This is a genomic window from Bradyrhizobium sp. 604_D8_N2_3, from assembly GCF_051810765.1.
GTDB lineage: Bacteria > Pseudomonadota > Alphaproteobacteria > Rhizobiales > Xanthobacteraceae > Bradyrhizobium > Bradyrhizobium barranii.
Window position 1 is genome coordinate 8,686,608 of record NZ_JBPWPM010000001.1, and the last position, 24,371, is coordinate 8,710,978.

The 24,371-nt window shown below is 55.1% G+C and carries 17 protein-coding genes and 1 pseudogene; 5 read left to right on the forward strand and 13 right to left on the reverse strand.

What is annotated here, in order from left to right:
• The first annotated feature begins 51 nt into the window (after positions 1-51).
• Positions 52-1,068, forward strand: a complete 1,017-nt coding sequence (locus tag AB7245_RS41760; protein ID WP_439035635.1) for a hypothetical protein — start codon at positions 52-54, stop codon at positions 1,066-1,068.
• Here the strand turns inward: AB7245_RS41760 and AB7245_RS41765 are convergent.
• The 10 genes from AB7245_RS41765 to AB7245_RS41810 form a co-directional block, all read right to left on the reverse strand.
• Positions 1,055-2,656 (reverse strand): DUF4403 family protein, encoded by a 1,602-nt coding sequence (locus tag AB7245_RS41765; protein WP_439035636.1) that lies wholly within the window; start codon positions 2,654-2,656, stop codon positions 1,055-1,057. The genes AB7245_RS41760 and AB7245_RS41765 overlap by 14 nt on opposite strands.
• Before the next feature lie 540 nt (positions 2,657-3,196).
• Complete coding sequence (locus AB7245_RS41770; RefSeq protein WP_439035637.1) at positions 3,197-3,556, reverse strand: hypothetical protein; 360 nt, start codon at positions 3,554-3,556, stop codon at positions 3,197-3,199.
• Positions 3,557-3,576: 20 nt separating this feature from the next.
• Positions 3,577-7,083: a hypothetical protein gene (locus tag AB7245_RS41775; protein ID WP_439035638.1), complete on the reverse strand. Its 3,507-nt coding sequence runs from the start codon at positions 7,081-7,083 to the stop codon at positions 3,577-3,579.
• Positions 7,084-7,189: 106 nt separating this feature from the next.
• Positions 7,190-10,468 carry a hypothetical protein gene (locus tag AB7245_RS41780; protein WP_439035639.1) on the reverse strand — a complete coding sequence of 1,093 codons (3,279 nt, stop codon included), beginning with the start codon at positions 10,466-10,468 and terminating at the stop codon, positions 7,190-7,192.
• A gap of 382 nt (positions 10,469-10,850) precedes the next feature.
• Positions 10,851-12,020: an ATP-grasp domain-containing protein gene (locus tag AB7245_RS41785; protein ID WP_439035640.1), complete on the reverse strand. Its 1,170-nt coding sequence runs from the start codon at positions 12,018-12,020 to the stop codon at positions 10,851-10,853.
• Positions 12,004-12,267, reverse strand: coding sequence for a hypothetical protein (locus AB7245_RS41790; protein WP_439035641.1), 264 nt, complete (start codon positions 12,265-12,267; stop codon positions 12,004-12,006). Before AB7245_RS41790 ends, AB7245_RS41785 begins: the two co-directional genes overlap by 17 nt.
• 50 nt (positions 12,268-12,317) lie before the next feature.
• Entirely contained in the window at positions 12,318-12,581 is a 264-nt protein-coding gene (locus AB7245_RS41795) for a hypothetical protein (protein WP_439035642.1), read from the reverse strand.
• Between the two features lie 780 nt (positions 12,582-13,361).
• Positions 13,362-13,958 (reverse strand): formyltransferase family protein, encoded by a 597-nt coding sequence (locus AB7245_RS41800; protein WP_439035643.1) that lies wholly within the window; start codon positions 13,956-13,958, stop codon positions 13,362-13,364.
• Positions 13,959-13,960: 2 nt separating this feature from the next.
• Positions 13,961-15,892 (reverse strand): RiPP maturation radical SAM C-methyltransferase, encoded by a 1,932-nt coding sequence (locus AB7245_RS41805; protein ID WP_439035644.1) that lies wholly within the window; start codon positions 15,890-15,892, stop codon positions 13,961-13,963.
• Positions 15,893-15,913: 21 nt separating this feature from the next.
• Positions 15,914-16,558, reverse strand: a complete 645-nt coding sequence (locus AB7245_RS41810; protein ID WP_439035645.1) for a hypothetical protein — start codon at positions 16,556-16,558, stop codon at positions 15,914-15,916.
• On the opposite strand from AB7245_RS41810, the gene AB7245_RS41815 reads away from it, so the two are divergent.
• Both AB7245_RS41815 and AB7245_RS41820 read left to right on the forward strand, forming a co-directional pair.
• Positions 16,545-17,453: a class I SAM-dependent methyltransferase gene (locus AB7245_RS41815; protein ID WP_439035646.1), complete on the forward strand. Its 909-nt coding sequence runs from the start codon at positions 16,545-16,547 to the stop codon at positions 17,451-17,453. The two genes, AB7245_RS41810 and AB7245_RS41815, sit on opposite strands and share 14 nt — an antisense overlap.
• A gap of 20 nt (positions 17,454-17,473) precedes the next feature.
• Entirely contained in the window at positions 17,474-18,241 is a 768-nt protein-coding gene (locus AB7245_RS41820; protein ID WP_439035647.1) for a hypothetical protein, read from the forward strand.
• Here AB7245_RS41820 and AB7245_RS41825 read toward each other — a convergent pair.
• The 3 genes and pseudogenes from AB7245_RS41825 to AB7245_RS41835 form a co-directional block, all read right to left on the reverse strand.
• Complete coding sequence (locus AB7245_RS41825; protein WP_439035648.1) at positions 18,209-18,748, reverse strand: dihydrofolate reductase; 540 nt, start codon at positions 18,746-18,748, stop codon at positions 18,209-18,211. The genes AB7245_RS41820 and AB7245_RS41825 overlap by 33 nt on opposite strands.
• 272 nt (positions 18,749-19,020) lie before the next feature.
• Entirely contained in the window at positions 19,021-20,307 is a 1,287-nt protein-coding gene (locus AB7245_RS41830) for a M20 metallopeptidase family protein (RefSeq protein ID WP_439035649.1), read from the reverse strand.
• Positions 20,308-20,445: 138 nt separating this feature from the next.
• A pseudogene (locus tag AB7245_RS41835) lies at positions 20,446-20,604 on the reverse strand (Ku protein); the annotation flags it as partial.
• A gap of 533 nt (positions 20,605-21,137) precedes the next feature.
• Between AB7245_RS41835 and AB7245_RS41840 the strand changes: the two are divergent.
• Both AB7245_RS41840 and AB7245_RS41845 read left to right on the forward strand, forming a co-directional pair.
• Positions 21,138-21,386, forward strand: a complete 249-nt coding sequence (locus tag AB7245_RS41840; protein ID WP_439035650.1) for a hypothetical protein — start codon at positions 21,138-21,140, stop codon at positions 21,384-21,386.
• A 178-nt stretch (positions 21,387-21,564) separates the two neighbouring features.
• Entirely contained in the window at positions 21,565-24,321 is a 2,757-nt protein-coding gene (locus AB7245_RS41845; RefSeq protein ID WP_439035651.1) for an ATP-binding domain-containing protein, read from the forward strand.
• Positions 24,322-24,371 lie beyond the last annotated feature (50 nt).

Here is a 24,371-nt window from a genome sequence, read left to right on the forward strand (position 1 = left end):
CTGTGCCACCCGCGGCACGCCGATCGCTGCACCAAAAGTGAGTCAGAGCCAATGTTGGAAGCCGATTGGTCAAAGTTCGGCACTTACTTACAGTGCAATTCAGCCGGAGGTGTTTTCTACCCTGCATTGGGTGGTCGTCTTTTTGGGTCAGTCAATCGCTTCCGGAAGGCGCGCCGCCGCTATGGCGCAAATCGGTGGATCGGGCTAATTGAGAACGGATCTCGCGACCAGCGGCCGGTGATCAGCCGTCCCTCCTCAATCGACGGACACGGTCGTCCCCCGTCCGCCTGCGATCGCCAGGCGGCGCGATGCCGTGATATTGGTATGTGTAAGCGAATGCTCGAGGCGGCGAGGGGAGAAATGAATCAGAAGCATCTGACGCAAATGTGGCAATGGATGTCGATCGCTTGCGTGCTGTTCCTCGTCACGAGCGTCGTCTCGATACAAGGCGGATCAGAGTTCGTCGGAAAGCTCTTCGGGGACAAGGCCGGTTCGCTTCCCGACAACAAGCCTGCGATCGGATATTTCGGTGCGATCGTCGGGGGCGCTCTGTTTCTGATTGCTTCGTTCGTGCTCTATCTGCACGCCTACCGCCACGGCAATCGATGGCATAGCCGAGTCCCGATCGTTTGGCTCGAAGGGCTCAACACGGATGCCTGGGACGGGAAGCTGTTTCAGATCATCGTCCTGTTGTTGTTTCTCGGAATTCCTGCGGCAGGCATCGTCCTCTGCATACAGGAAGCCGAACTTGGAGATTTCTGCGAACAGGACACCACTCATTTCTACAAAGGTTCGGAGACTACGCTTCTATCGCCTCCCAGGGCGATCGACCGCAACAACCAGATGCGGCTTCGCCGCGGAGGCGCCGGAACAGAAGAATGCAAGAAGACCGGCATCGAGATCCTTCCAATATTTTGGACACCATTCCTTGTGTACGGCTTACCGTCTCTGAGCTTTTGCATGGCGCTCGCGGCGCTCGGGACTATACTGCTCAGACCTTTCCGCAAACCGAAGCCGGAGTCGGGAGGAGCAGACGTCGAGCCGGACGATCTGGCTATTTCAGGATAGTTTCCGTGACTTCGGCATCCACCGGCACCGCAAGCTTGGCGATGACGAAGAGGTCGGAAGCGGCGACGTAGATGCCGTCAAGGCTGATATCGGGTGTGCCTGCCTTGATCTGCAGGCCATGAACGTCGGCCTTCGCGATCGCCTGCGTGATCTCTTTCGCGACCTTGTCGAATTCCGCACTGAGGTCGACCGTGGCATGCGCATCGATTGCCTTCAGGATCTCGTCTTGGAATACAGCCTCGGCGGTCGACCAGAAGGCGCTGTCGACTACGCTTGCGAAACGAATATTCTCAACTTTGATGGCCTTGCCGTTTTTCACCAGGGTCGGCTTGCCGGACAGGTAGACCCAGCCGCCCGTATCGAACCAGCTTGCGGGCGTCTTTGCGTCGATCTTGAGCCCGAGAGCCAGCGAGTCCTTGCTTGGGTAGACGTCGACGTCAAGAACGCGGACTTCGACTTTTCCCTCGGGAAGGTCCTTTTGGAACGTTTTGTCCGCGAGAGCCTGGCGAAGCTGTTGCTTGAGCATGCTGTAGGGGGCGACGACCTGTACGTTGATCTTCAGGTTTCCCTTGTCCGCGGTCAACGGATCGAGAGGCGGCAACGGCAGCACGGCCGTGTCGATGGGAGTGGTCTCGAGGATCGTCTGGGCGCCGACGAGCACGGCGACCCGTACTCGATCGTCCTCTGGGATAATGCCGGAGAATGCGGCCGATTTGGGCTGAATGTTCAGGTAGAGGGGCGGAAGCTTGTCGCGTTCGATCTTGATCGAGAACGGATGCCACTGGCCCGCGATCTTGGGTTTGACGCTGTCGCACGGGATGGCGTTTTGCGCTCCTTTCTGAAGGTCGTCCCGATGCTTGTCGAATTCATGATTCAATTCGTTGGCGATCCCGAGGTTAATCGGACCGGCGCAGATTTCGGGATGACCCAAAAGACCGAAATCAAATCCAAGGCAGTTTTTTCCGACGACCTCGACTGAAGCGTCGTCGACCCAGGAGCCGACCGGCTGGGCGGTAACGACCGGACACCATTTCTTATCCAGCGTCGCACCTAGGTTCATCCGGGGCGTCGCATGGATGTCGATGTTCTTCCCGTGAAGCGAAAGGAGGCCCGCCAGATCGCCGCCGACACCGGCTTGCCCCGTGACGTGAATGCCTTGGGATAGACGCAGAGCGCGGCCGTCACGGGATATCTGAGCAGAGCCGTCCTTGTCGATGTTTGCATGCCAATCATAGTCGGCGCATTTATCGTGCGTGCCGATGCTCGGGCCGAAGACTTCTGGGACTTTAGTACAGACACCCAAGACGCATTTCTGATTCCACTCGGTGTGGCCCCCATTGACGTATGGTACGCCGACGCAAGCGATATGGCCGTTGCCGCCGATTGGCGACGATTGGGGCAGCTTTTCTCCTGCGATGCGGGCTAAGGTAGCGTATGGCAGCGAGCCGACCAATGTCACGATGCTGTCGGCGACGGCCGGCGCCGGCGCACTCGCCGCACCCCGCTCGGGCGGGGTAAATAGAACCCTGTCGTCGCAGGCCGATAGAAGGCCACACATCAAGAACAGAACGAAATATCTCAGCTTCATCGCAATTACCCCGGTGAGACAATCTTGGTTTGCAATCAGCGATTTCGAGAGTTCGCAGGATCAAGCACCGCCAGCCGACTCTTTCCGCCCTCATCGGGGAAGCCATTATGCTCCCGCCGAGCAGACGGTGCGGCTCCGGCTCCCCATGATCCATCAGCTCGATGCCCGGAGCTGACCTCCAAGCGGCGAGCGAATAAGGATGCTTCCGGGCTCCAGGATCCCATCAGCTCGCTGGACGAAAGCAAGCTGGGTGACGAAGTCGCGTTCCTCAATACCGAGATTTACCTCAGGGAAGTGGAACCACGCTTGCAGGTCCTGACGGCATTCGACCGGTTTTCGTTCCGAGCGTGAGGCACGACAGGCTGTAGTCGACAGCGGCGCCGGCGATTGCCGTCCCTAGCGGGCGAGAGTGCTTTTGCACAGATCAACGCGATCCGGACGAACTCCGTTCGGCATAAGCCCGTCGTGCCTCGCAAAGGGCTTGGCGGAAAGCTCCCTGAGTTGATGGACCGCCGTCCAACGTGCAAGAGTGAACTAAATTCAATCCTTTTGCTCATAGCGATACAACGCCTCTTCGGCGGCCGAAATCTGGCGAAGGTGTTTCCGCCCTTCTGATACTCCTATTCCCTTATAGGCAAATCCAATCTTTGCCGTCGTTTCAACTCGCATCCACGGTCCATTGCCTGGATTCACCATTGCCGTCTTATCGCCCTGCTTTAAGCGCGTCAGCGTATCATCCCGTACTCGCTCGTATTCTATGCGAGTTGGCGAGTAAGTGATTTCTTGCTCCATTGACGCTCCTGGCAGGTCAAGGCTTCGCATTATCACCTCGTCCGCCATAGCAGAGGATATACCCAACAGGCACAGTGAATAGAGTGCCGCTCGAAACTCTTTCAACATCGGCATGCTCCGTGTACGCTTCAGTTGAGCGAGTAGACCTTCAACAAATGAGGGGATTCTTGGATAACTGCGACATTCCCCTCGATGGCTCGTGGGAGCGCGGCGCCAGTACTTAGCAGAACTGAGTTAGAAGGTATGTCGATAACTTCGAGAAGCTTGCCAGCCAAACTCATCTGCCTTTTGAGATCTACGCTCGTGCGAAGCGAGCTGGACAGCATGAGCGGAGACAGATTGCCGAAAGATGCCACGACCGATCTGTTTATTGAGCCTAACAAGCGAGGAAGTTCGCTAGCATCAAGATCCACACACGATCGACAAGGCATTGGCTGTGCCACTGAGCCTTTGAGCGAGAATGACTCGAGCCAAGGCTCAAAGAAGGTTGGCGATTTCGGCGTGAAGCCAACAAGGTCAAACAATATTCCGTCGCTTGCAACTTGATAACTCTGCAGGCTAGGTGCAGCTCCAGCTGCACCTATATCCGACAAGCGGGTCTGTATCGGCGAGAGTATTTCGCTCTTGAGCGAGCGGGTGAAAAACGAACTGCTCATCTGCCCATTTGGGCCTGGCTTTACTTGGACGACAATGGCTGATGTTTCATTCAAGATTGCAAGTGGAATCGTATCGTGAAAATCCACCAGAGCGATTGTGTCTGAAGTAGACATCGCCTTCGGATCGACGACAGCATACATGGTTTGTGTTGGGAGGACTTCTAGAGGTCGTCCATCGAGCGTCGTATAACGAACGAACGGCTGGAACACGACAGGGCCAAGATTGTCATTGCCGTTCGGGAGAATCGCGTTGCCGACGGTCAGGGCAGGACGCCATCCTACTAAAAGTCTTTCTGTATGCCCAATGGCCTCTTCTACATCTCTAGGCTGCGTGAGTAGGAAGCGTTCGTTTGGATCTACAAATTGAGGCCGACCGTTCTTTCCCCAGGTGTCTACGATGGCCCGCCAGTTCGCCAAGAGATGATCTTTATAAGAATTCGGCACGGGCGGGAGTGAGGTCTCCCCGACCTTGTCAAAGCCGCGCATAAATTCGACGGTTGCTTGGAAAGCCTGCCGGTCTAGAGAGACGCGCGCCCAGGAATCAGGTGAACCGAGCGCCAGCACAAATCCCACGTCGTTGCCCTTCGGAAGTGGAATTGCTTGCTGGCTTTTTCCAATTTGAATTACGGTGGTGCTTCTACTGAACGGTTCGCGACCAACAAGATAGCTAGAGCCGGTTAGAAGCAACGGGGGCTGTCCGACGCTGCTGATTTCGCCCTTGATCGATGATGGAAGGCTTTCGACGCTCGCATCCTTTGACGCTATCGAGTGAGTAAGCTCTAAGAATTGCCGCTGACCGATCCAGAATGTGTGAGGGCCGTCCGAATTGTTCCTTGTTACGATTGTGCCAACAGCCAGTTCGCTAGCAGCACTCTGATCGATCGCGACGGAGCGAACAGTCCGTGAAGGCCAATCCACTAAGCTTATTCCTCCAGACATCCAATCTTTGATAAAGAATTCCGTCGCCGATGAACGTTCAATGGATAAGTAGGGCTCGTAGGGGCTCAGAATACGGGGGCGCACTGAAGCGTCTCGATCATAGGACAATGCCTTGATAACCGATGATCCATCAGTCAGGCTGGCCAATTGGAGGAAGAGACCACTAGAGATCGCTAGCGATTGTCCGTCCGGCCCAAATGCAATCGCCAGCAACGGATTGAGTACCGGCATCCTCGGTGTCTTGAGTTCGGCGGCCAAGGGAATTTCCTTGGGAGACTGAGGTGGATTTAAAACGTCGGAAACGATAGCGCGATCGTCCCAAGCTGGTGGCCGTCCCGGTGCAGCAGGCATCGACGGATTTGGGGCGCTTCGGGCGATTAACGCCAACTTGGTACCGTCAGGCGAGAGTGCGACCGATATAATATCCGTTATTCTGCCGGTGAACTTTGCGGCATCGAAAACTCCTAAGCTCCTCAGCTTTTCGTCCTCGATAGCGAAAACGCCCACGCGCGCGCCGCATGTAATAGCAACGATCTTTCCATCGAAAGACAGTACCGTGGGCCCGTAGGTCTTAAACATAGGAGCCGCTGGATTCGGAGACGGCACCTGTGTGTATACTGAGCGATATTCGCAGACATCTTCATTTTCCACACGGAGTCTTAAATCAGATCCGCCCTTGGTAATCGCTCGTGCAGTCCCGTCTGCGTTGGAGATACCTATGATTGTGCTCGAGGACGCCACAAAGCGATCTGCCAGTGCTGCAGTGGCGGGTACGACGTTCGCCGTAGGGTCGAAGGGATCGCGCCAAACCAGCGTGTCCGCCGATCGCAACAAAATCCTTTGATTGGCAGCATCCCAAGCTACTGGATTGAAATCTTGTCCCGTCTTCCAGTAGTCAGAATGCGTTCTACCAGTCCCGATATCTACGATCCGATAGCCCGAGTAAGAAGCCCCTGTTAGCAACGTCCTACCATCACTGCTGCGAACTGCCACGTCTCCTACAACAGTCCGCGCCATCGAGGTGCTGGCTCGCTGATATAAATCAATGGAGCTCTGGAGCGCTCCAATCGTCCTAAGACGGCGGAGTACGCTCGCTCTGGCAGCAAGAGCGCCGCCTCTGCGATCGGAGAAATTCACCGATTGATAGATACTCGCAGCCCTGTCAAAGAAAGTATCGGCGCGCTGTAGCGCCCCAGGGTCAAAGCTGCCTGCATTCTGGGCTATCATGGCTCCCATATTTCCAGTTAACTCCGCAAGGACGACCTTGTCCTTCACAGACTGGGAGAGCTTGGCCTGCTGTTCCTGCTGGGCGATCGTCTTATTATATTCTGCTTCGGCGAGACTCGCTAGTCCGACCGCGTTGTAGAAATCCGCCAACGCCTGAGTGTTTGCCGAATCCTGTGGCGCAAGGCGCTTTGCATACTGGAGAATCATCAATTGGCTCTCCTGCGCTGACTTGCCTGAGCTAATAGGGAAGTTGGTCGCAGCAAAGGTTCTGATCTTCTGAGCGCAGAGCGAGCCAAACTGGTTCGCGCTGATTGCATCAACAACTTTGGAATTGTCTACAATTTCGGCAGCCGTGGGGCTCCGCGCAGCGAAGAAGCTTGTAAGCGCATCCACCCTCTGTCTGGCATCGACCGTGATTGATACTGAGTAGCTGAGCAAACTGCGAGCTGCGTCAACACCACTTCCTGGTGCGGCAATGTAACCCCTCAATTCAAACGGCTTGTCAAACTCTTTGCCTGTGACGGGTATATCGATCTGAACAGAGGACCCTCCAACGACAAAAGAAATTGGCTGCCCTTGACCGTCGGTCCGCGCGAGATGGAAAGTTGCAGGCGTCTGGCCGGGATTGCGATAGTGGTGTTCCGTCCAGTAGGTGCGATGGCATTGACCGAGCCAGTCTTTGTTGCAGTCGCTATGCTCCTCGGGATTAACATCGATACTGCCGGTCAGCGATATTGTAAGCTTTTGGCCTGGAAGAAATTGGGCCTTATCCTTAAGCGCGACAAGAGTAGGATCGTGCCAGCTAGCAGACACGTCGCCTCTTATTGGTTCATCGGTCTGAGCAAAAGCTAGCGTCGGAACAAGTGAGATCAAGACTAAGAAATATGTCGATCGCATCGTAGTGACCACGCAATTGTTGTTATTGTCTGGCTTGGGGCTTGCAGTTGTTGCCGCCGGCTATGGACAACGAGCGAAAGCGATCTCCCGCGTCATATACTGCCTTGGCAGGCACTATTGCTTCCACTTGATCGATTGGGATCATCAGCGCGGAACCGTCACTTCCTTCGCATTCGATCCAAAAATGTTGAGCATTCATCACCTCGACGAGATCCTTGACTCCATCATTCTGAGAGCGGAATGAATAGAACAGCCTCAGCCGAACATCGGCCATGTTTTCCCGACTGGTGGCCTCGCTTCTAAAGATTGTCAAAACGTAAAGTGAGAACAGTGGATACCCCTCAAGCTTTCCGAGTGACACCCCGTTAGGGGTCCATCTTTGAGGGAGGTCCGAAACGAAATCACTTATTCGCTCCGCGTCTACAATATAGCTTAGGTTCGCTTTGGTTTGCGGGATAAAGCTTTCCCGAACAATGCGATGATTGATCTTCAAATATCCAGCGCCGCTGTGCGCCAATTGAGCGCTCGGTAAAGGACGATACCCTCTTTGGCCATCAAACGCCGAAATCGCGGCGTCCGCGAATCGCACGGCCTCAAGATTAGCAGGGAGGCGGCTAGACTTCTCACTCAAGAAGAATGGAAGCTCGATAGATTGCGGCCCATCTGCTTGGGACTGCCAGTTCCTCAATCGTTGAAGGTCGCTCGCGGTCAGGAGTGCCGAAAGGGAAAGTTCATCGGTCACGTTGTACTGGTTGATCAGCGCGCCGTGCCCATCGCATCCTTGCCTTGAGCAGTATTGACGCGCCAACTCCAATAGCCGCTTCCAGTGCTCTACAAGCTGATCTAGGTCAGATCGCTCGCCCTCGATAGAGCGATCAAGCCATTGGTACAGCTTGATGTCTCCGTCCAGAGAATACCGAGCCCACGCGGCGTTTCGAAAAGTAGATTCGATTTCGCCATCCTTCTCCGTCGGGTTTCCCACCCACGTGGAAAGGGAGCGATCAAGAGCTTCAAATTGCGAGCGACAGAGCTCGGCGAGTAGCCAAAAGCGAGGCATCAGGAGCTTAGCTTTACGGATGAAAGACTGTCGGTCCGCCGCAGTGTTCAAGAAGGCGGCTTGGAGAACATCTCTCTGCGCTAGTGCCGCAGTTGCCTGACGCTCAGCTATTCGGGAGTCGAGTTCCGCCAGAGCGTCGGAGAGCCGAGCTTCTTGTATCAAATCCTCGATGTGCAATGCCTCGATTGTCAGCTGAAGGTCCTCATCATGCAACCGATTTGCTTGCGCTACCAGATCATTCATCTGACCCATCGAAGATACGATTTGAACCGCGAAAGCGATTGCTGCGCCATAAGGCCCAGTCATCGACAGCGCCTTCAGTGCGAGCTGCTGATTTGGATCTTGTGGCGAAGCTCGATTAGTGTTCGGTGGCGGGCGAGAGGTGATGTCCAGTGCTCGGCTAATAACCTCGGGCTTGGCGGCGAGAGCACTTCCCGCCGCAAACGAGGCGATTTCTGTTTCGGCTTTCTTCCTATCTGCTGAGTTCGCTTCGGAGAGTATCTTACGCCCCAAATTACGAGTTTTATCACCATTGTCGGGGCTCGCCAGGTTCGCTGCTTGTATTAGACTTTCGATCTGTTCATCAAAAGATATGTTTGGGAGCAATGAAACAAGAGATTTGCTGAAGTTCGGGTCGATGCTTAACATCCGCGTCAACAACTCGTTTGCGTCACGTTGCGCCTCTGACTGCGTGAGATCCATTTCTCGCTTCAGCACCCGTGAAACAAAGTCGACCGTCTTCATTTCAAACAGAGTGATCTGACTGTTACTTGAGGTAACAACGCGGATGCGATCAATATCGACCTTGATTGTCGGGAGCGAAGCTGCGCCCGATCGAGCAAGCGTCTCAGCAACTTTCTTTCGGCAGTCGCTCGGATTTCCTTTGCAGTTGGCGCCGATGCTATTTGCGATCGCCTCGGCAGTTTGCGAGTCAAATAGCTCATTGGCTATTACTTGGGACCATCCCTGAAAGAGGGATTCGTAAAGTGCTCGCGATCTTTCGGCCGAGTCAATTAAGGGAAGGGAACGCGTCAGGAATTCGGCATAATAGTCAGCGAAGTCGGAAAACTGACTAGCAATCATTGTATTGATGACTTGACGGCCCAACTTATCGGCATCGGCGTTCTTGGTAATGTAATCGGAAACTACCTGCCGGATATCTCCGCCCTTTCTCGCCAAATTGACGACGGTTTTCACATTTGGGTCTGCGGCGATCTTCAGCAATTTTGACTGATCACTCGGATTCATTTGAGCGTACGCGGATATCCCTACCTGGATCAGTTCATCAATACTACGAGAGCGAAGCGTAGCCACCTGCCGTTGAAGCAACGCTACATCATCTGCGATGCCCTTCACGGACTGGTAGTAAGATGCAAATTCCTGCGCCGTCTTCGAATACGCCTCAATCGATCGAGCCAGAGTTGACGTTCTTGACGCGAGCGTCGCGTCGGCGATCGCCAAGAGCGACTTATCCAAGGATTGGCCTTCGATAAGTCCTTTGGCCGACTGCACGTCCGGTAAGCCAACGGCACTCGTAATGCCGCTGGCAATGCTTGCGCTCATTTGTGCATTGACAGACGCAATCTGCTTCCGAAGTCCGTCGCTAATCTGCGCGATCTCGGCTTGTCGAGTTCGAATGTCCTGCTTTCGGTCCGATAAGATCTTAACTTGCCGACCATTAAAGCGCTGCTGAACAAGAGATTTAGCGTTGTTTAAGGCGGCGACATCACCGTTCTTTTGCTGTTCGATCGTACCTATCTCGAACGACACGTTCTGCTCCTGTTTCGCCATCGCCGCACTGAGCAGCTCGTCTAGCTTTTTCTTTACATCGCTGAGCTGGCTCACGGTTTCTGAGAATCGTAGGAATTCGAATGTGGGATTAATAGGTTGCCGGAAATAAGATCCGCCCCAGAAACTCTTGCCGTGTTCAATCAAGAGCTGCCGATAGGATATATCGTCCGCGAGTAAACCTCGCTCATTGCCGTCTACGTCTTGTGCATCGGGAGCAACTTTGTCGAGTTGCATTCGTGCCGATCGGTATTCCGCATTCGCCGAACCGGCGTCACCACGAATAAAGTATTCATCCGCTAGGAGCTTGCGGGTGTAAGCAAGTTCAAAGGCCAATCTATCGCTTGAGATTGATAATAGAGGCGACGGCCCTACCGGTGGCAGGCCTGCGTCAGATAGTACGGGCGTTGAAATCAAGGTGGTGAAAAGAGCGGCATAGCAGAACAAGCTGCGCATCTGAGCTCCGGTACAACTTGCAAGTAAAAGTAGAGCTTACCCAGAAATCGGGCGGTTGCAATAGTGCCGGTCGCGCAACCATACTGGAGGACGTACTTAGAAGTCCGGCGACCCATGAGCATGCCCTGGATGGTGCGCGAGCCGAATGAGCAGCACGACCCCGTCGTATTCCATTTCCAACTTCTGCAGTCTTGCCGACAAACATCGACGTCGAGCTCGAGCGTGTTAGCCAGGCGGCCGGCACGTTCGGACCTCCTCGGCGAGGAAGAGCAGTTGGTCGTCGCGAAAGTTCACCGTGAATGTTGACGACCACAATGACGGGGGTCGATAGCAGTGTCGCCGACTCACAGCGCCAGATTTCCTCAGCATAGGAATTCTCAATTTAGCTGCTTGATGTCGAGCCATCCGAAAGATCAAATACTGAAGGAAAGCGATTTTGGATTTCAGAAACAACTTCTTCGTAGTCTAACGTTGCCGCGGCACCTTCGATAGCCTGAGCGAACCGCCTTACAAGACTTACAAGCTCGTCGCGCACGGAGGTCCGAATTGCAACATCTGACGGATTGGTAGACGCCTGGGAATCGGTGAGCAAAAGAGGAGATTTTTTCCCGAGGGTCGTTAACCACGTTAACGGGCCGGAATCTCCGGCATCGGCCGGTGCGGCCGCAGAGCAGACCAATCCGGAAAGAGGAACGCCGTTAACAAGATAGACGCGCACATCAAACTGATACTGTCGATAACTGCTGTTTGTCACCCGCGATGGGATCCATTCTTGGAGCAGCCAGTGCGATGAAGTGGAAAGAGGTAAGATCGAGTTCATGTACGACTCAAGCGGCTCATCAAACTCAAATTCGCGAGCCCTCAAGCGAATGATGCCCATTCCGCCGGAGCCAAATCGTGGCTTCAGTAGCACATAACCGTTGTCGTGACGGACTTCGTCTAACAGCTTAGAGCATCCATGACGATCAGCGAGGACCGCAGTCTTGACCGAATGTCGGCCGTTGAAGGCGCTGGCTCCGATTTTATGAGTGACCCACTTGTCACGGCAAATTTGTCGAACCCTGAGGTCGTTTACGCAGAGCTGATCGATACGGCATTCTGGAAACCTTTTGAAAATTAGGTTCACATACACACATCCGGGACGACCCAGGGTTGGGGTCCGTACCTCCGATCCGACAACTTCGATTTCGTCCAACCCTCGAAATTCGAATGGACAGCCGAGGATGTTGAACTGACGAAGGAACTCAGTCAGCTCGAAGCGTTCTCGGTTAGAGGATGCATCGTTCTCCCTAGCCGCGTCCGGAATGTACCGATAGCCTTCAGGCAAGAGCGCAAGGACGCCGTCAGCTCCGCCGGCAAAAGCGAGTTCGGCTGCTAGCGCGGGGGTCGACCTGCCGACAAACGCTGCGTCGCGAACGCCAGCATTCATACTGTCGGCGAGCGCCAGCCCAAAGGGACTGTCGTTTGCTTCGAGTATTCGCCAACTACCATCGGCCGCGTATATCAGGTCGATGCCGACTATTGTCGCCAACCAGCTACCGCTTTTGTGCATTTCCCAACTGGCGGTTTAGAGATTCGATCCAATCAGTCGGCTCGGCTGGACGTTTAGAAAGGTTAGAAGTCCGGGTATTTTGCACTACGTCTGTTATGGCAAGCACTTCGTCCTGGGACAATTCGATTCCAAGTTTGGAAAATGCCTGCCGCGGATCCTTCTCTGCTTCCGCCAATATTTTTTCGTCCTCAGCCATCATCTTTACGAGGCTGTTGATCTTTATCATTGTCGCGAGGTGAGGCGACATGCTGATCTCCCAAATTTGCTGTGTGGCCCTAGGTTCGATTCTCCTAACCACTATTCGCGAACAGCGTGACCTAGTTGACGATGCAACATATTGACCCAATCACGCGGCTTCTTCGGTCGTTTCGACAGAGCTGATTTCCGAGTGTCGTGTATAATATCAACAATAACTTTCGATTCTTCAGGTGTCAGATCGATTCCGCGTTTAGCAAACGCTGCATGAGGGTTAAGCTTGGCCTCCTTCAGCAAGGCCTTATCTTCTGCCAACATGCTCGTTAGACTGTTGATTTTGATATAGGTCGCTAATAACGGTGACATGTAAAGACTCCTCCCTGATGAGCTCTTTCGATCGTAGGTGGCGTTCACTTAATGGCTGCGCTACCCTTGGTATCCAGGTTGAGATGCAACTTACTATGGCGGACGCCAATTGGATGAAACGCTGCTTCTGCAGATCATCACACTGCGGCTGAAGCAACCATCTTGAGTGCACCTCGCACTGAATACAGGGCACTCCGACGCTTGTTGCCCAGCGCGTAATTGTACTTGGACGGGTCGCTGGTAGTCGATTCATACTAATATGAGTAAGCCCTGCACGATGAAGTTCATTTAAGAGAGCGGCGACAAATTTTTGTTGTGCTCCGACAGATGCTCCCCACATGGAACCAAGATCGATGTCCTGGATCCTGAGTGGCGACAGCGCATGGAGATCAATGAGAATAGAGGGCCGTATCTCTGGAAGCAGCGTGTCTAAGGTGCTTTTTAAGACGCTTTTTTCCGTAAAGGCGGGATCAACGAGACTTCGTCTTGTTGGATATATGGCATGCGCTCCCGACAGCCTGTGAATCAACCGCGCTAAGGAGGCCGTACCGATCTCCGCGTACTTCAGCCGGCCGGCCCTGGGATGAACGGTCGCATGCGGCGCTATAACGATAACTGGGCGATGCCCTCTTAGGATCTCTAATCCGCTACCGCACGTCACGAAGGACGAATCGTTTGCTAGTAGATCGCCTTCGAGCAAAAGCGCCTCCGGAATTTCCGCAGCGCAACGCTTGCGTAGGTGAAGACGCTCAGTCGATCGAAAACTGGAATACGATTGGGTCATGCTGCGGACTGCGCCAACAAGCGCGCTCCCTCCTCCTCGACCACCCGCGCAAGACAGTCCAGTTCAAGAGCCAACACGCGTCGGTGAAGCGAATCGACCGTATCATCATCGAGTATTTTGCATCGCGCGTGGGCTAGAACCCTGCCTTGATCGTAGCTATCAGTGACAACATGTATCGTGCACCCTGTCTCGTTCGGACGAGACGATAAGATTTCTCTTTGCAGCTTGCGTCCAAACCGACCGCGGCCAGCAAACCTTGGAAGGAGTGAGCCGTGAACATTTATGACCCGGCCGTTGTAGGACTGCGGGATCCTAAGTAGCCGCAGGAAATGTGCTAGGATGACGATGCCCCCCCCGAAGGACTCGCAAACACGAAAGAATTCGTCGCTGCGGTCCGCAACGGACGCTGATTTCGGTTGCTTTAGCAGAGCCACCGGAGCGCCCGATACACGTGCCCCCTCCGGGCAGTGTTCCGTTTCAGGCTTAATCACTCCTACAACACGCACAGCGCCGTTCTTTGCCGCAAATCTCTGCAATAGGCTTGCTGCAAGCACACCTTGGTCCGAATAGGCGACTATGACCTTGACGCCCATACCTAATTCGCCTCTCGCATCGACCTGTCAACGGTGTCCGTCCAGTCGACTGAACCATATGGATCGTAATCGCCTTTGTACTTGTAGGCGCGTCCAGGCCTGACGGCCAAGCCGATCAAGCGATCGTCCATGCTAAGGACAAGCCCAGCTGTCTCAAGCGCCGCTATTGCCTGTTCAACCTTTGACGGATCGCAATTCGCTTCGCGAACCGCGCTCGCAATGAGTTGCCATCTCGGAGGCGCGGCATCGCTCATACGATAGACCACCGCGTCAAGATCCGTTAGCACATGGGTAGATGCTGTGCGGCAGATTCGTTTGTCGTCGATTGTAATCTTGTCCATGTCGTCATGCATGACAAGTGCTTGACGATTGTAGTCGAATTCCTCGCGCCACTGAATTGTCAGCTTTCGTAACCTCTCGACATTTGGTGAGCGTTCTCTCACCCTACCGTCTGCTTCGAACATATATGCGATATCCGTCAGCGTCTCTGAATCGAACGGATAAACGTGCGCATACGCACTGTGCGGCCTCAGTCTTAGAGCGAATTCTTCGGCCTTATCGTGGTAGACGCTGAACCTGTGAAACTCGACGGGGAAGACTCCAAGCGGCGGCTCTAGGTGGAAAATCGCGGGCAACCAGTTGGCGACTTCTGCGTAGCAAGCGTCAGACTCGGTCGGAAAACCATGCAGTATGGACCAGCGTGCCTGAACTCCGTATTCAGAGCACCATTTCAGGAGCTGTATGGCATGAGTGGTTAGGCTCCCCTTACCCATGAGCCGAAGCAACTCGGTCGAAAGCGATTCGATTCCCGGTTGGATCGACAGGACACCCGCTCGGCGTAGCTGTGCCACCTGTTTGCGCGTCAGATTCGTCTTAATTTCATAGAACAATTCCGGCTTGTCGCTTTGTTCTTCGAGCCTAGGCAGTAGGGTCTCAAACCATTTGTGGGCAAATATGTTGTCAACTAGTCCGATCCGACGAACTCCGTATGTTTTTGTCAGATGAGAGAACTCACTAAGTATCCGTGCGGGCGCTTTTGTACGAAACAGCATTTGCTCGCCGTTCAGACCGCAGAAAGTGCAGTGCTTGGTTTCGCCCCACCAGCAGCCGCGCGAGGTCTCGGACAAGATGGCCGGGTGTATATTTTGTTTAAGTGGGCTACGAGAAAGATCGTCAAAGTATTCGTCAAAATCCGGCGGCGGCAAGCGATCTATATTTCGACATGTTGCCCGCACTGTCCTGACTTGCGGCCCCGCTTGTCGCGTTTGCTCGACACGAGCAATTATTCCTGCGGCCGCCAGGTTAGGCGGTTCCCGACTGTCGAGAATCGCTTCGCATAGTTGGACGATAACGTCATCGGCTTCGCCGGAAACAATGTAGTCGACCCACGGGGCCACTCTTTTTGTTGCCTCCCCCATAACGCTCTCGCAATTCGCGCCACCCAGCAATGTAACAATGGTCGGATCGAACAGGCGAACGTGCCGCAGCAACGCGAGGCTCGCCACATGCTGCTGAAAAACAGATGAGCACCCGACGATGCGTGGATTGATGTCGCATACTTCAAGCGCCAACGCCTCAACGAATTTACAGGCAGCTTCGCGAAACGAAGACAGGCTAGCCTTGTCAAGGTTGCGCTCATTCGTTGAAGCTCCATCGAAATTTGATTGAAGCCAGCGATGGTAGTCTTCGGTCGCGCTGATCTCGTTCTCAGATGGAAAGGCCGCGCGAGTAAAAATCCACTCTCCAAGAAAGCGACTATAGTTCCGGACCAATGTGCGGTAGCTGTTCAATCCGATTTGTTCAGCGAAATGAAGGTGAGCATTTATCACTAGAACGTCGAGGCCTCTCTCCTTCAACAGGGCCTTGAGGAGGCCGAGCCCAAGCGATGGCCGCGCAATCCCTACCAAAGGCATGTTGACGAGAACAATGTCCATGGCGAGCTGCCCCGCCCGGGACTACGCAGCAACACGCAACTCTGCCGCCCTGCGACATAGCAGGACCTTGTCAACAAGCTTGATGTCGCTCCAGCTTGGAGGTGTCTCGCTCGATTTTAGCGAGAGCAGAATTTCTCTGTGATTCGTTACAAAGTCTAAAAAACGTTGGGCGAAGTCGCTGTAATCGTTCTTGCCGCTGTTGTGGTCTACGCCGACATCCAGTGCGGCGCCAACCCAGCTATCTACGACTGGAAATGCATCAGGGCGAAGCAAATGAATGAATTTTGTCAAACATCTAATTTGAGCCGCGCTGCCTATCCTTCGCAGCAGCCCAAAACATTCGAAGTGAACCGGCGCCGGAACCGCGAAATTCCATTCAGCAAGTTCCAGATGAAACGCATTGGCTCCAACAAGAAGATCAATCCAAGCGTCTCGGTGTTGATGAACTGATTGAGCGATCTCTGTTGCAGGGCTCCCACGCTGGGGATCAAGAGCCAATCCTCCGTAACGGTGGAGGACGAATTCTAATTGATGACAAATTTCCGAAGGGCTGGCTCCAAGGCCGGTAGAAAAAATCGCAACTGCTTGCGCATCGAGCGCTAGTACGGCAGATCTGTTGTACCGACTTAGAGCGGCCATTGCTTGGCTTCGGGTGAAAGACAGCATTGTTTTCTCCCACGAAAAATTCGGCTATATCTATGCGGTTATATATCCTCAGGACCATCAACAACTAAACATTGTAGCCCAGTTGGACGCGAAACTCAACGTCAAACAATTCTACGATGTACGGGGCTGGTCGACTATCGACGGCGGTCCGCCCCTGGATAATACTCTTTGGGAGGACCAACGACCGATAGCGAAGGCTTATCAAGCGCATTGCCGGCAGCGAATAATCCGTGCTCTTGAGTGCACTGAACACGGATTGCTTATTGATGCAGGATCGGGGCCCGTACAGCATGACGAGTTTCACGAAGCGCACAAACGCTTTTCGCAAACGATTCTCCTCGATCTGTCAAAAATTGCCCTGAGCCTAGTCACGAGGGCGGGTAGATATCATCGCGTAGTCGGCTCGATGACAGAGCTTCCTATCAAGAATGAATGTGTCGATGCAGTTATGTGTGTGAACGCGGTCAACCACGTTTCTGCGGATATTCAGGAGCAAGCTGTCACCGAGCTTTTGAGGATAGCAAAACCAGGCGCAAAGCTAGTATTCGTCAGCTATAATCCGGACCGAATTAGACTTTCCAGAAGAAGGCCATCGAAGCGCCTGAGTAACAATTCAGATACGCCAAATGAAAACACATCAGAGCCATTGGCAAGAGCGCGCCAAGATCTTTACTTCCACGCGCCACAGGTGCGCTGGTGGTCGCGTTTCACTTCCCAAGCTAACGTAACACTTCGTCCTTATCGCTTTCTCTTCGTTACGGATCTGCATCGGCTAGTGCCGGATGACTGGAAGGGCCGACTCGTCCTGGCATCTGTCAGTCTGTTGGAGAGAGTCTGTCCAACTTTTGCCGCGCGCCGTGGTGCATATTACCTGATCGAGATGCGAAAGAGATAACGAGTTCTCGCCGAGGCGTCATGGATAACCAAAAGTACGCAATTCGGAAAGCACAGAGGGACGGCACAGTCTTGCTTCGGGGCGCGCTGGATGTTGATCTCGTGGTTGCTTTGAAGCGAGAGTTGCTTGAGGGGCTTGCTCGGGCCGATGCTCTTTCTGCATTTCACCGCTGTCGTCAGTGGACGCCACTACTAGGGGAGGAATTTCGGTCTGCTCGATCATTATTGGTGAATTCGTGGTTTCGATCGTTTTCTGAGAGTCTGCTGGGCCGGCCGGTTTTTGGGGTAATGGTAGATGGCTATAGATCAGTAGGTGACGCTGGTTTGCACGCAGACGCTGAATGGTTTGACTTGGTTGGAGTTCGCTTCAATTGGTATGTCGAACCGCTGGCCAGGCATCAAGGCGCTCTGTCGCTACTCTTGAACTCTCATCATCGGGAAATTCACGATAGGCTCCGCGGCGACAAGTCTTTAGGGCATCTGATGAGGACGGAAGCATGGGATGTGGCGCCCGGAGACGTGCTTGCGATGGACCTACGAACTTGGCATTTCGTCCAGAACGATGGGTCGAGCCGTTCCTTTGGATCAATTTTCTACTACGCGATACCACAAACGCCGGCCGAAGAAGCGGCTATACGAAATAGTGCCGCTCGAAACCGACGGGCGCTGAAGGCATTTGGACGTCCGAATGAGAATCTCTATCCCGGTTCGATCCTTAACAATCCGGCGCTGTTCCCTGCCGAATGGTCAGCGCTCCTAAGAAAATACGACTTTGTCGATCAAGCCTGAATCGCCGCGGCATCGTTGATAGGTGAGATAAGTATACGATATTGGCGCTTCCACTCGTTGCGACTCGGCCAATACAAAATCCGCTTCACTAATGTCTGGAAAATATCTGTCGCCGCCGAAGCTGTGATGAATACACGTGAGGTATATTTTGTCTGCAACTGGCATAAATGCGCGATAAATCTGCTCTCCACCTGCGATGAGTATCTCGTCGCCACTCTGGCTCTCCGCGACCTCAATTGCTTGCGGTATTGAAGATACTACGATGGCATCAGGGATCGGAGTCGGTGAGATACGCGAGACAACAATTGTTGTTCGTCCTGGAAGAGCTCGTCCGATCGAGTCATAGGTATTGCGGCCCATGATTATGGGTTTGCCCAGAGTGAGCTTTTTAAAGCGGCTTTGCTCTCCGGGAACGCGCCATGGTATATCGTTGTTGCGCCCAATCGCGCGCGTTTCATCCATGGCGGCGATAAGACAAATTGGTCTTGAATGTCTAATAGGATCCATACTGATAGTGTACCATGAGAACGTTGACGCGGGACAAATTTGTAAAAGGGCAACTAGAGCAAGACGAGCCCAACCTCATCTCCACCCGACAGCCCTGTTCTGAGCTGCACGCCACGATCAACGCGACCCTCGATAGTTTTGGTCCGGGATCGCGTCCTCTCGAAGAGGCTAATTTTGGCGACGATTTTCGATTTTCAACGGTGTCGCCGCAAAACGGACGTCCAAATTAAGCTAGTCCTCGGGGAGATCTGCATACGACGCGCCTCACGCCTTCAGTGCCAGTCCATGCTGCCAGTGGTGGCGATCACTGCAAGGGACGTCATGAGGTATAACCCCTGAACAAAAGTTTCGGGATGTACGTCGAATTCCTTGGTGTGAACGCCGGCTTTTCCGAGGCCCTCCTTGGCCACGCCCAAGGCGAAGTACAATGATGGTATCGATTGCGTGTAATAGGCAAAATCCTCAGCAAACATACCGCGCCCAAGATTCGTGTTGAGAGTTCCGTGCCAGGATTGTGACAGAGGCCTAACCACCTGATCAAATAGGGCTACGTCGTTGCGTGTGGGAGGAGCGCCGGACCTTATCTCCCATTCATGATTGACCCCAGCTTCGGCCGCCATGCGGGAGACGAATTGTCCCAGTCTTTCATTCAGCGAAATTTGCCCGTCATCGCCTTTATCGATATCTTCGAAGCTCCTTATTGTGCCGCGGAGCTCGGCATCGGCAGGAATTACATTGGTCGCATTGCCATCCGCAAGCAGGCGGGTGACCGAGATCACAACGGGCTTGTTGGCGACATCCAGATGTCGGGCCGGATATTCCGCCAATGCCAACGCCATTCGGGCAGCCACCAAGGGAGTGTCGGTCCCTTCGCTCGGTGCTGCAGCATGGGATCCTTTGCCCTTAAGTTTGAGATGAAACGTATTGCTTCCGGCGAGGGCAAAGCCGGGAGCAATGGCGATTGTGCCGACTGGCAGACCCGGGGCAACGTGCTCAGCAAGCATCTTTTGGACGCCGAGACGACCGAGAATTCCTTCTCGAACGATATCGTCCGCTCCGCCGGCCGTTTCCTCAGCTGGTTGGAAGAGGAAGGCGATTTTGCCTGAAAAGCGATCCTTGTTGGCGTTTAAGATTGCGGCGGTCCCGAGCAAGATCGCTGCATGGACGTCATGGCCACAGTTGTGCATGAGACCGTCGATCTGCGAACGCGGCGCGTGGCTCGTTGGTTCGACCATTCCGGCCTCGAGTGGCCGCGCATCCATTTCCGCGCGGAGCGCGATGAAAGGCCCCGGCTTCCCGCTGTCGAGTATCGCAATGACCGCGGTGGGCGCCTCGGTTGACGCAACGAATTCAATTAGACCGAGGGACTTGAGAGCGTCCGTGAGATAGGTATGGGCTTGGAGTTCGTGTTTACCGAGTTCGGGATGCTCATGCAAAAAGGTGTAGGCGCGCTCAACGGGTTCGGAAGCCGAACGGACTGCCTCTGCAAGATCCATCGCTCCCGCTTCGGCGTACGAAAACACGAGCGCTCCGAAAGCGGCGATGAAGATGCCTCGCACGACAAACCCTCCCCAAGTCGCGGCCGCGGCGCAGCCTTGCAGACGATAGGCGACTAGAATTGATCTTGCAATCTAGGGCTTATGCTACGCCCCGGTGTCGAACGGGGCTCAGAACCCCTAATCGGCGCTCAGGTGATTATCGGCGTCGACCTTCACGTACTTGATCCGGTGACCGGTCGCTCGATTGCGCTGATTGAACGAGATTTTTTCGGATTCCGAAGTCGCCGGGTAGAGAGCCACCGGACAGGTGACGAGCGACAGACGCAAGAAGCCTTTCCATTTGGCTCTCGGGGCCATGTTACGCAGAACTCCATTCGGGGGCGGCTTGGATTCAAGACGAATGAGATCGTCTGGTTCCGACAAGGCCCGCCTAGTCTTCGGTAGATTCATCGCCGCCCCAACTTCGCGCCAGCGGAATCCGGGTTGGCCCTTGACTTTCCGTGAACAAAAAGGGAACATTCGACATGCCCGCCGCTCCCGAAGCTGCCGCGCCCTCTGAGGGCGATCTTGAGGTCGCCACCGACCTCTGGCGATTGCGGCCTGCGGAGGGGATGCCCGCGAGGCTGTGAAGGCGCTGCTTGTAGCCGTCGACTTCCTTGAGGCGCAGGTCGACGAACTCAGGGCCTCGGTGTCGACTGGATATTCGCGCGGGCGCTACGCCGCCGACCGCAAGGACCGATGCACGAAAGTGCCGGTGCGACGACCAGGATAGATGCGATGGGATTGGTGACCGACCGATCGGAATGGAAGGCGATCTGTTCAGCCTCCTCGAGGACGGTAAGCAGGACTAGATCCGCGAGGTACTGGAAGTGCTTTAAGGAGGTCGTTGAATGTCCGAGGTGACCTACTACGTCGCGCTGCCCTTCGTTGCCGCCGATGATGGCATTGCGCCAGGTGAGGCGACGGAGTGCTTGAGCGCCAACGCCGCCGCCATGCGTGCCGAGACGCTTTCACGCAAGCCGGGGCATGTCGGGGCCGTCGCCTTTAGTCGGACGGGAGACCCGTCGTCCGGCGACTTCAGCGACGCTAAGGTGATCCGGAAATTCGGCGACGTGCCCGACGATCTGAGTGCTTTGTAGTAGACGCCATCGTTGGAGGCTTTCGCTCGGCCACCATTGAGATTTACGTCGGCCGACACGGTGAGGCGAAGCGCTGACTTCCATCGGCCTCTGGGCCCCTTGGGCCCATTCCCGAAATCGCTGTAGTTTGTCCCAGCGACAACGCTAAGATGAGATGATTCCAATGGGGAGGGATATCTTGTCAGGACAGAACGATCACGACCAGGTCCTGACGGAGCTTGGCGATGAGATCTTGACCGCGATGGCGACGGTCTCGAAAGCGGCGGGAGAAGCGTTGTCATCGCATCAAGAAGTCGCGCCCATAACTGCATTGGCTATGCCCTCCAACAGGATGACCGGCGAAGCCAAACCAGAGCGGTTCATGATCGCCAGGAATAGGGAACAGCGGGCCGATCTTACTCGCCTGCTGCTCGATCCGTTCGTGGCCAGAGTTGAGGTCGAATGGCTGGAAGGCGGCCCTCCACAAAGGACCTACTACTTCGCGCGCCGTTCTGCTGCCGGACTGATCACGGCCATCAAGAATGCGGCTCTCGTCCCTTCGGGCGGCAAACTGGGTGCTCTGGCCGAATACGAAGCCGGGGAAGTCGTGACCATCGAGATCAACGGCATCGAGCGCGAAGCGCGTGTGCTCAAGCGCGTGGTGCTTTCACCGCAAAAGCGAGAAGGTCTCTGGGACGCTATCCTCGACAATTTCGAGCTAAGCGAATGGGGCGAGATCCTGGAGCTTTTGCGCGCCGAGTCGCTGCGGACAGGCCTCGAAGCACTGAAGCGGCGTCTCTCCGGGCCGACTGAAGTCGAAGACATCGTGGGGCGGCTGCTCGCGGAAGCAGCCGAAGCCGACGCCGAACGTGGCCGACTTCGGCGCAAAGTTGTTGAGCGGATCGCGTTGCGGGATCGTCCGGTGTTGGACAGGTTTCAAGGTGAGATCTTCCGTCTGCCGCTCGACCGTCAAGTCATGCTGTTCGGACCGCCGGGGTCAGGCAAGACAACGACCCTCATTAAACGTCTGGCCCAGAAGAGGACCGCCGACGCGCTGACGGAAAGCGAGATGCGGCTCGTGTCGGCTTACGACCGCGAACGCTTCGTGGGGCCGGATAGTTGGGCGATGTTTTCCCCGACCGAACTCCTCAAGGAATACCTAGGCGACGCGTTCAGCAAGGAAGGCGTTCCGGACGCTGGCAACGTACGTACCTGGGAGAAGGAGCGTCACGACCTGGCGCGCAACGTTTTAGGCATTCTTCGAACTGGAAGTTCGGGGCGCTTTCAACTTGTGGATCGCGGGGTACTCGCTGACATGTCAAGCCGTGGTATCGCGGCGCTTCATGACGACTTCGCGTCCTATGCGAATACCTTCCTGAATCGGCGATGTGACGAGGCGTTGACTGCATTGAGGTCAGCGAATGGCGATGGAATAAGACGCCAAGTGCTCGCACTGACCAATACGCTGGGGCCGGACCGGACGTTTTCGTCAAGCGACATTCTTCACTTCCTCGATGGCGCTGACGGCTGGCAAGCCGAAATCAGGATGCTTTCCGATGCGATTTCCTCGGAGCTCAACAAGGCGGTCAACCTGCTGCTGAACGTGAATCGCTCGTTGCTCGACGAAATCGCCGGCTCTCTGTCGGCCCTGCGTGGGGAGGATGAGGAGGATGTCGATGACGACGCTGAGGAGCAGGGGCAACCCGCATCGTCGAGCAACCCGAAACGCGAGGCGCTCGAGCTAGTTATGGCGACGATGCGCAATTGGGCGCGCGTGGCCGCCGAGGGGCGTCGTTCGATCGGGGGCCGGTCCGGGCGCGTCATCGCGCTGATCGGCGACAGGATGCCGGCCGCTGAAACCTTGATCGGAGTAGGCGAAAAGATCGCCTTGCGTGCCCGGATGAGAACGTTCGTGCAAGCGCCACGGATCTCGGTGATGGGTTTACCGGCCCTATACGCTCGCTTCAGACGGCAGGTTGCGAGGGAGGGGCGACATTTCCGCTCGGGCGAGGAAACCGTGCAATTCGTCAATCGGAATCTCATATCCGAGGACGAGGTCGACGCATTGCTGCTCGTCATGCTGCGGAATGCCAGACACCTGGTTACTTATGTTGACGGGAGACGACTAGACTTGACCGCACAGCAAGATTGGCTAGCGACGATCCGGAGCCTGTACCTGACGCAGGTGTTCGTTGACGAGGCGACCGACCTTTCGGCTGTCCAGCTCGCCTGCACGATCGAGTTAGCCGACCCCGGGCTTCGTTCGTGGTTCGCATGCGGCGATCTCCGTCAGAGGATCACCGCTCATGGCATCAGTAACGAGGCCGAAATCGGTTGGCTTACACGGACGACCGAGATCAACATCGACGTTCGCAACATCAACGTAGGTTACAGGCAGAGCAAGAAGCTTCGCGAGCTGTCGGACGCCCTAGCCTTTCTTCTTGACGGCAGCGAGCGTCCCGAGACAGAGCCTTCGAAGGGCAGCGAAGAAGCAAACGCTTGGCCTCTCCTGGGTGAAGGGCTTTCGGGCGCACTCTTGGCTCAATGGCTGGCTACCCGCATCGGCGAAGTGGAGGATGCGGTCGGACGGTTGCCTTCAATCGCGATTTTCGTAGACGGTGACGGCCTTATCGACACTCTGGTCGATGACATTCGGCCATTGCTGGCGGAGCGGAATATCCCTGTCGCCGGATGCAAAGAAGGCAAGGTAGTCGGCGACGAGCGCGAGGTGCGCGTCTTCGACGTCCAGCACATCAAGGGTCTCGAGTTCGAGGCGGTGTTCTTCATCGGTGTTGACCGACTCGCCGGGCGCATCCCAGATCTCTACCGGCGCTTCGTCTACGTCGGCATGACACGCGCCGCTACGTATCTGGGCATCACCTGCGAAGGATCTCTGCCGTCCGGACTGGACTCGTTGCGGCCACACTTCGGAAGAGACGGCTGGTCGGCTGCTTAAGTGCTGTACGGGGTGTTCGAGTCACGGGACGAAATCGGATCTGAGGAGAT

Excerpts from the sequence above, each read along its gene's own strand:
- AB7245_RS41790 (WP_439035641.1), bottom strand. The coding sequence starts at position 12,267 with ATGTCGCCTCACCTCGCGACAATGATAAAGATCAACAGCCTCGTAAAG.
- AB7245_RS41810 (WP_439035645.1), bottom strand. The coding sequence starts at position 16,558 with ATGCTGTCTTTCACCCGAAGCCAAGCAATGGCCGCTCTAAGTCGGTAC.
- AB7245_RS41820 (WP_439035647.1), top strand. The coding sequence starts at position 17,474 with ATGGATAACCAAAAGTACGCAATTCGGAAAGCACAGAGGGACGGCACA.
- AB7245_RS41805 (WP_439035644.1), bottom strand. The coding sequence starts at position 15,892 with ATGGACATTGTTCTCGTCAACATGCCTTTGGTAGGGATTGCGCGGCCA.
- AB7245_RS41780 (WP_439035639.1), bottom strand. The coding sequence starts at position 10,468 with ATGCGCAGCTTGTTCTGCTATGCCGCTCTTTTCACCACCTTGATTTCA.
- AB7245_RS41840 (WP_439035650.1), top strand. The coding sequence starts at position 21,138 with ATGTCCGAGGTGACCTACTACGTCGCGCTGCCCTTCGTTGCCGCCGAT.
- AB7245_RS41765 (WP_439035636.1), bottom strand. The coding sequence starts at position 2,656 with ATGAAGCTGAGATATTTCGTTCTGTTCTTGATGTGTGGCCTTCTATCG.
- AB7245_RS41825 (WP_439035648.1), bottom strand. The coding sequence starts at position 18,748 with ATGGATCCTATTAGACATTCAAGACCAATTTGTCTTATCGCCGCCATG.
- AB7245_RS41785 (WP_439035640.1), bottom strand. The coding sequence starts at position 12,020 with ATGCACAAAAGCGGTAGCTGGTTGGCGACAATAGTCGGCATCGACCTG.
- AB7245_RS41760 (WP_439035635.1), top strand. The coding sequence starts at position 52 with ATGTTGGAAGCCGATTGGTCAAAGTTCGGCACTTACTTACAGTGCAAT.
- AB7245_RS41795 (WP_439035642.1), bottom strand. The coding sequence starts at position 12,581 with ATGTCACCGTTATTAGCGACCTATATCAAAATCAACAGTCTAACGAGC.
- AB7245_RS41800 (WP_439035643.1), bottom strand. The coding sequence starts at position 13,958 with ATGGGCGTCAAGGTCATAGTCGCCTATTCGGACCAAGGTGTGCTTGCA.
- AB7245_RS41770 (WP_439035637.1), bottom strand. The coding sequence starts at position 3,556 with ATGTTGAAAGAGTTTCGAGCGGCACTCTATTCACTGTGCCTGTTGGGT.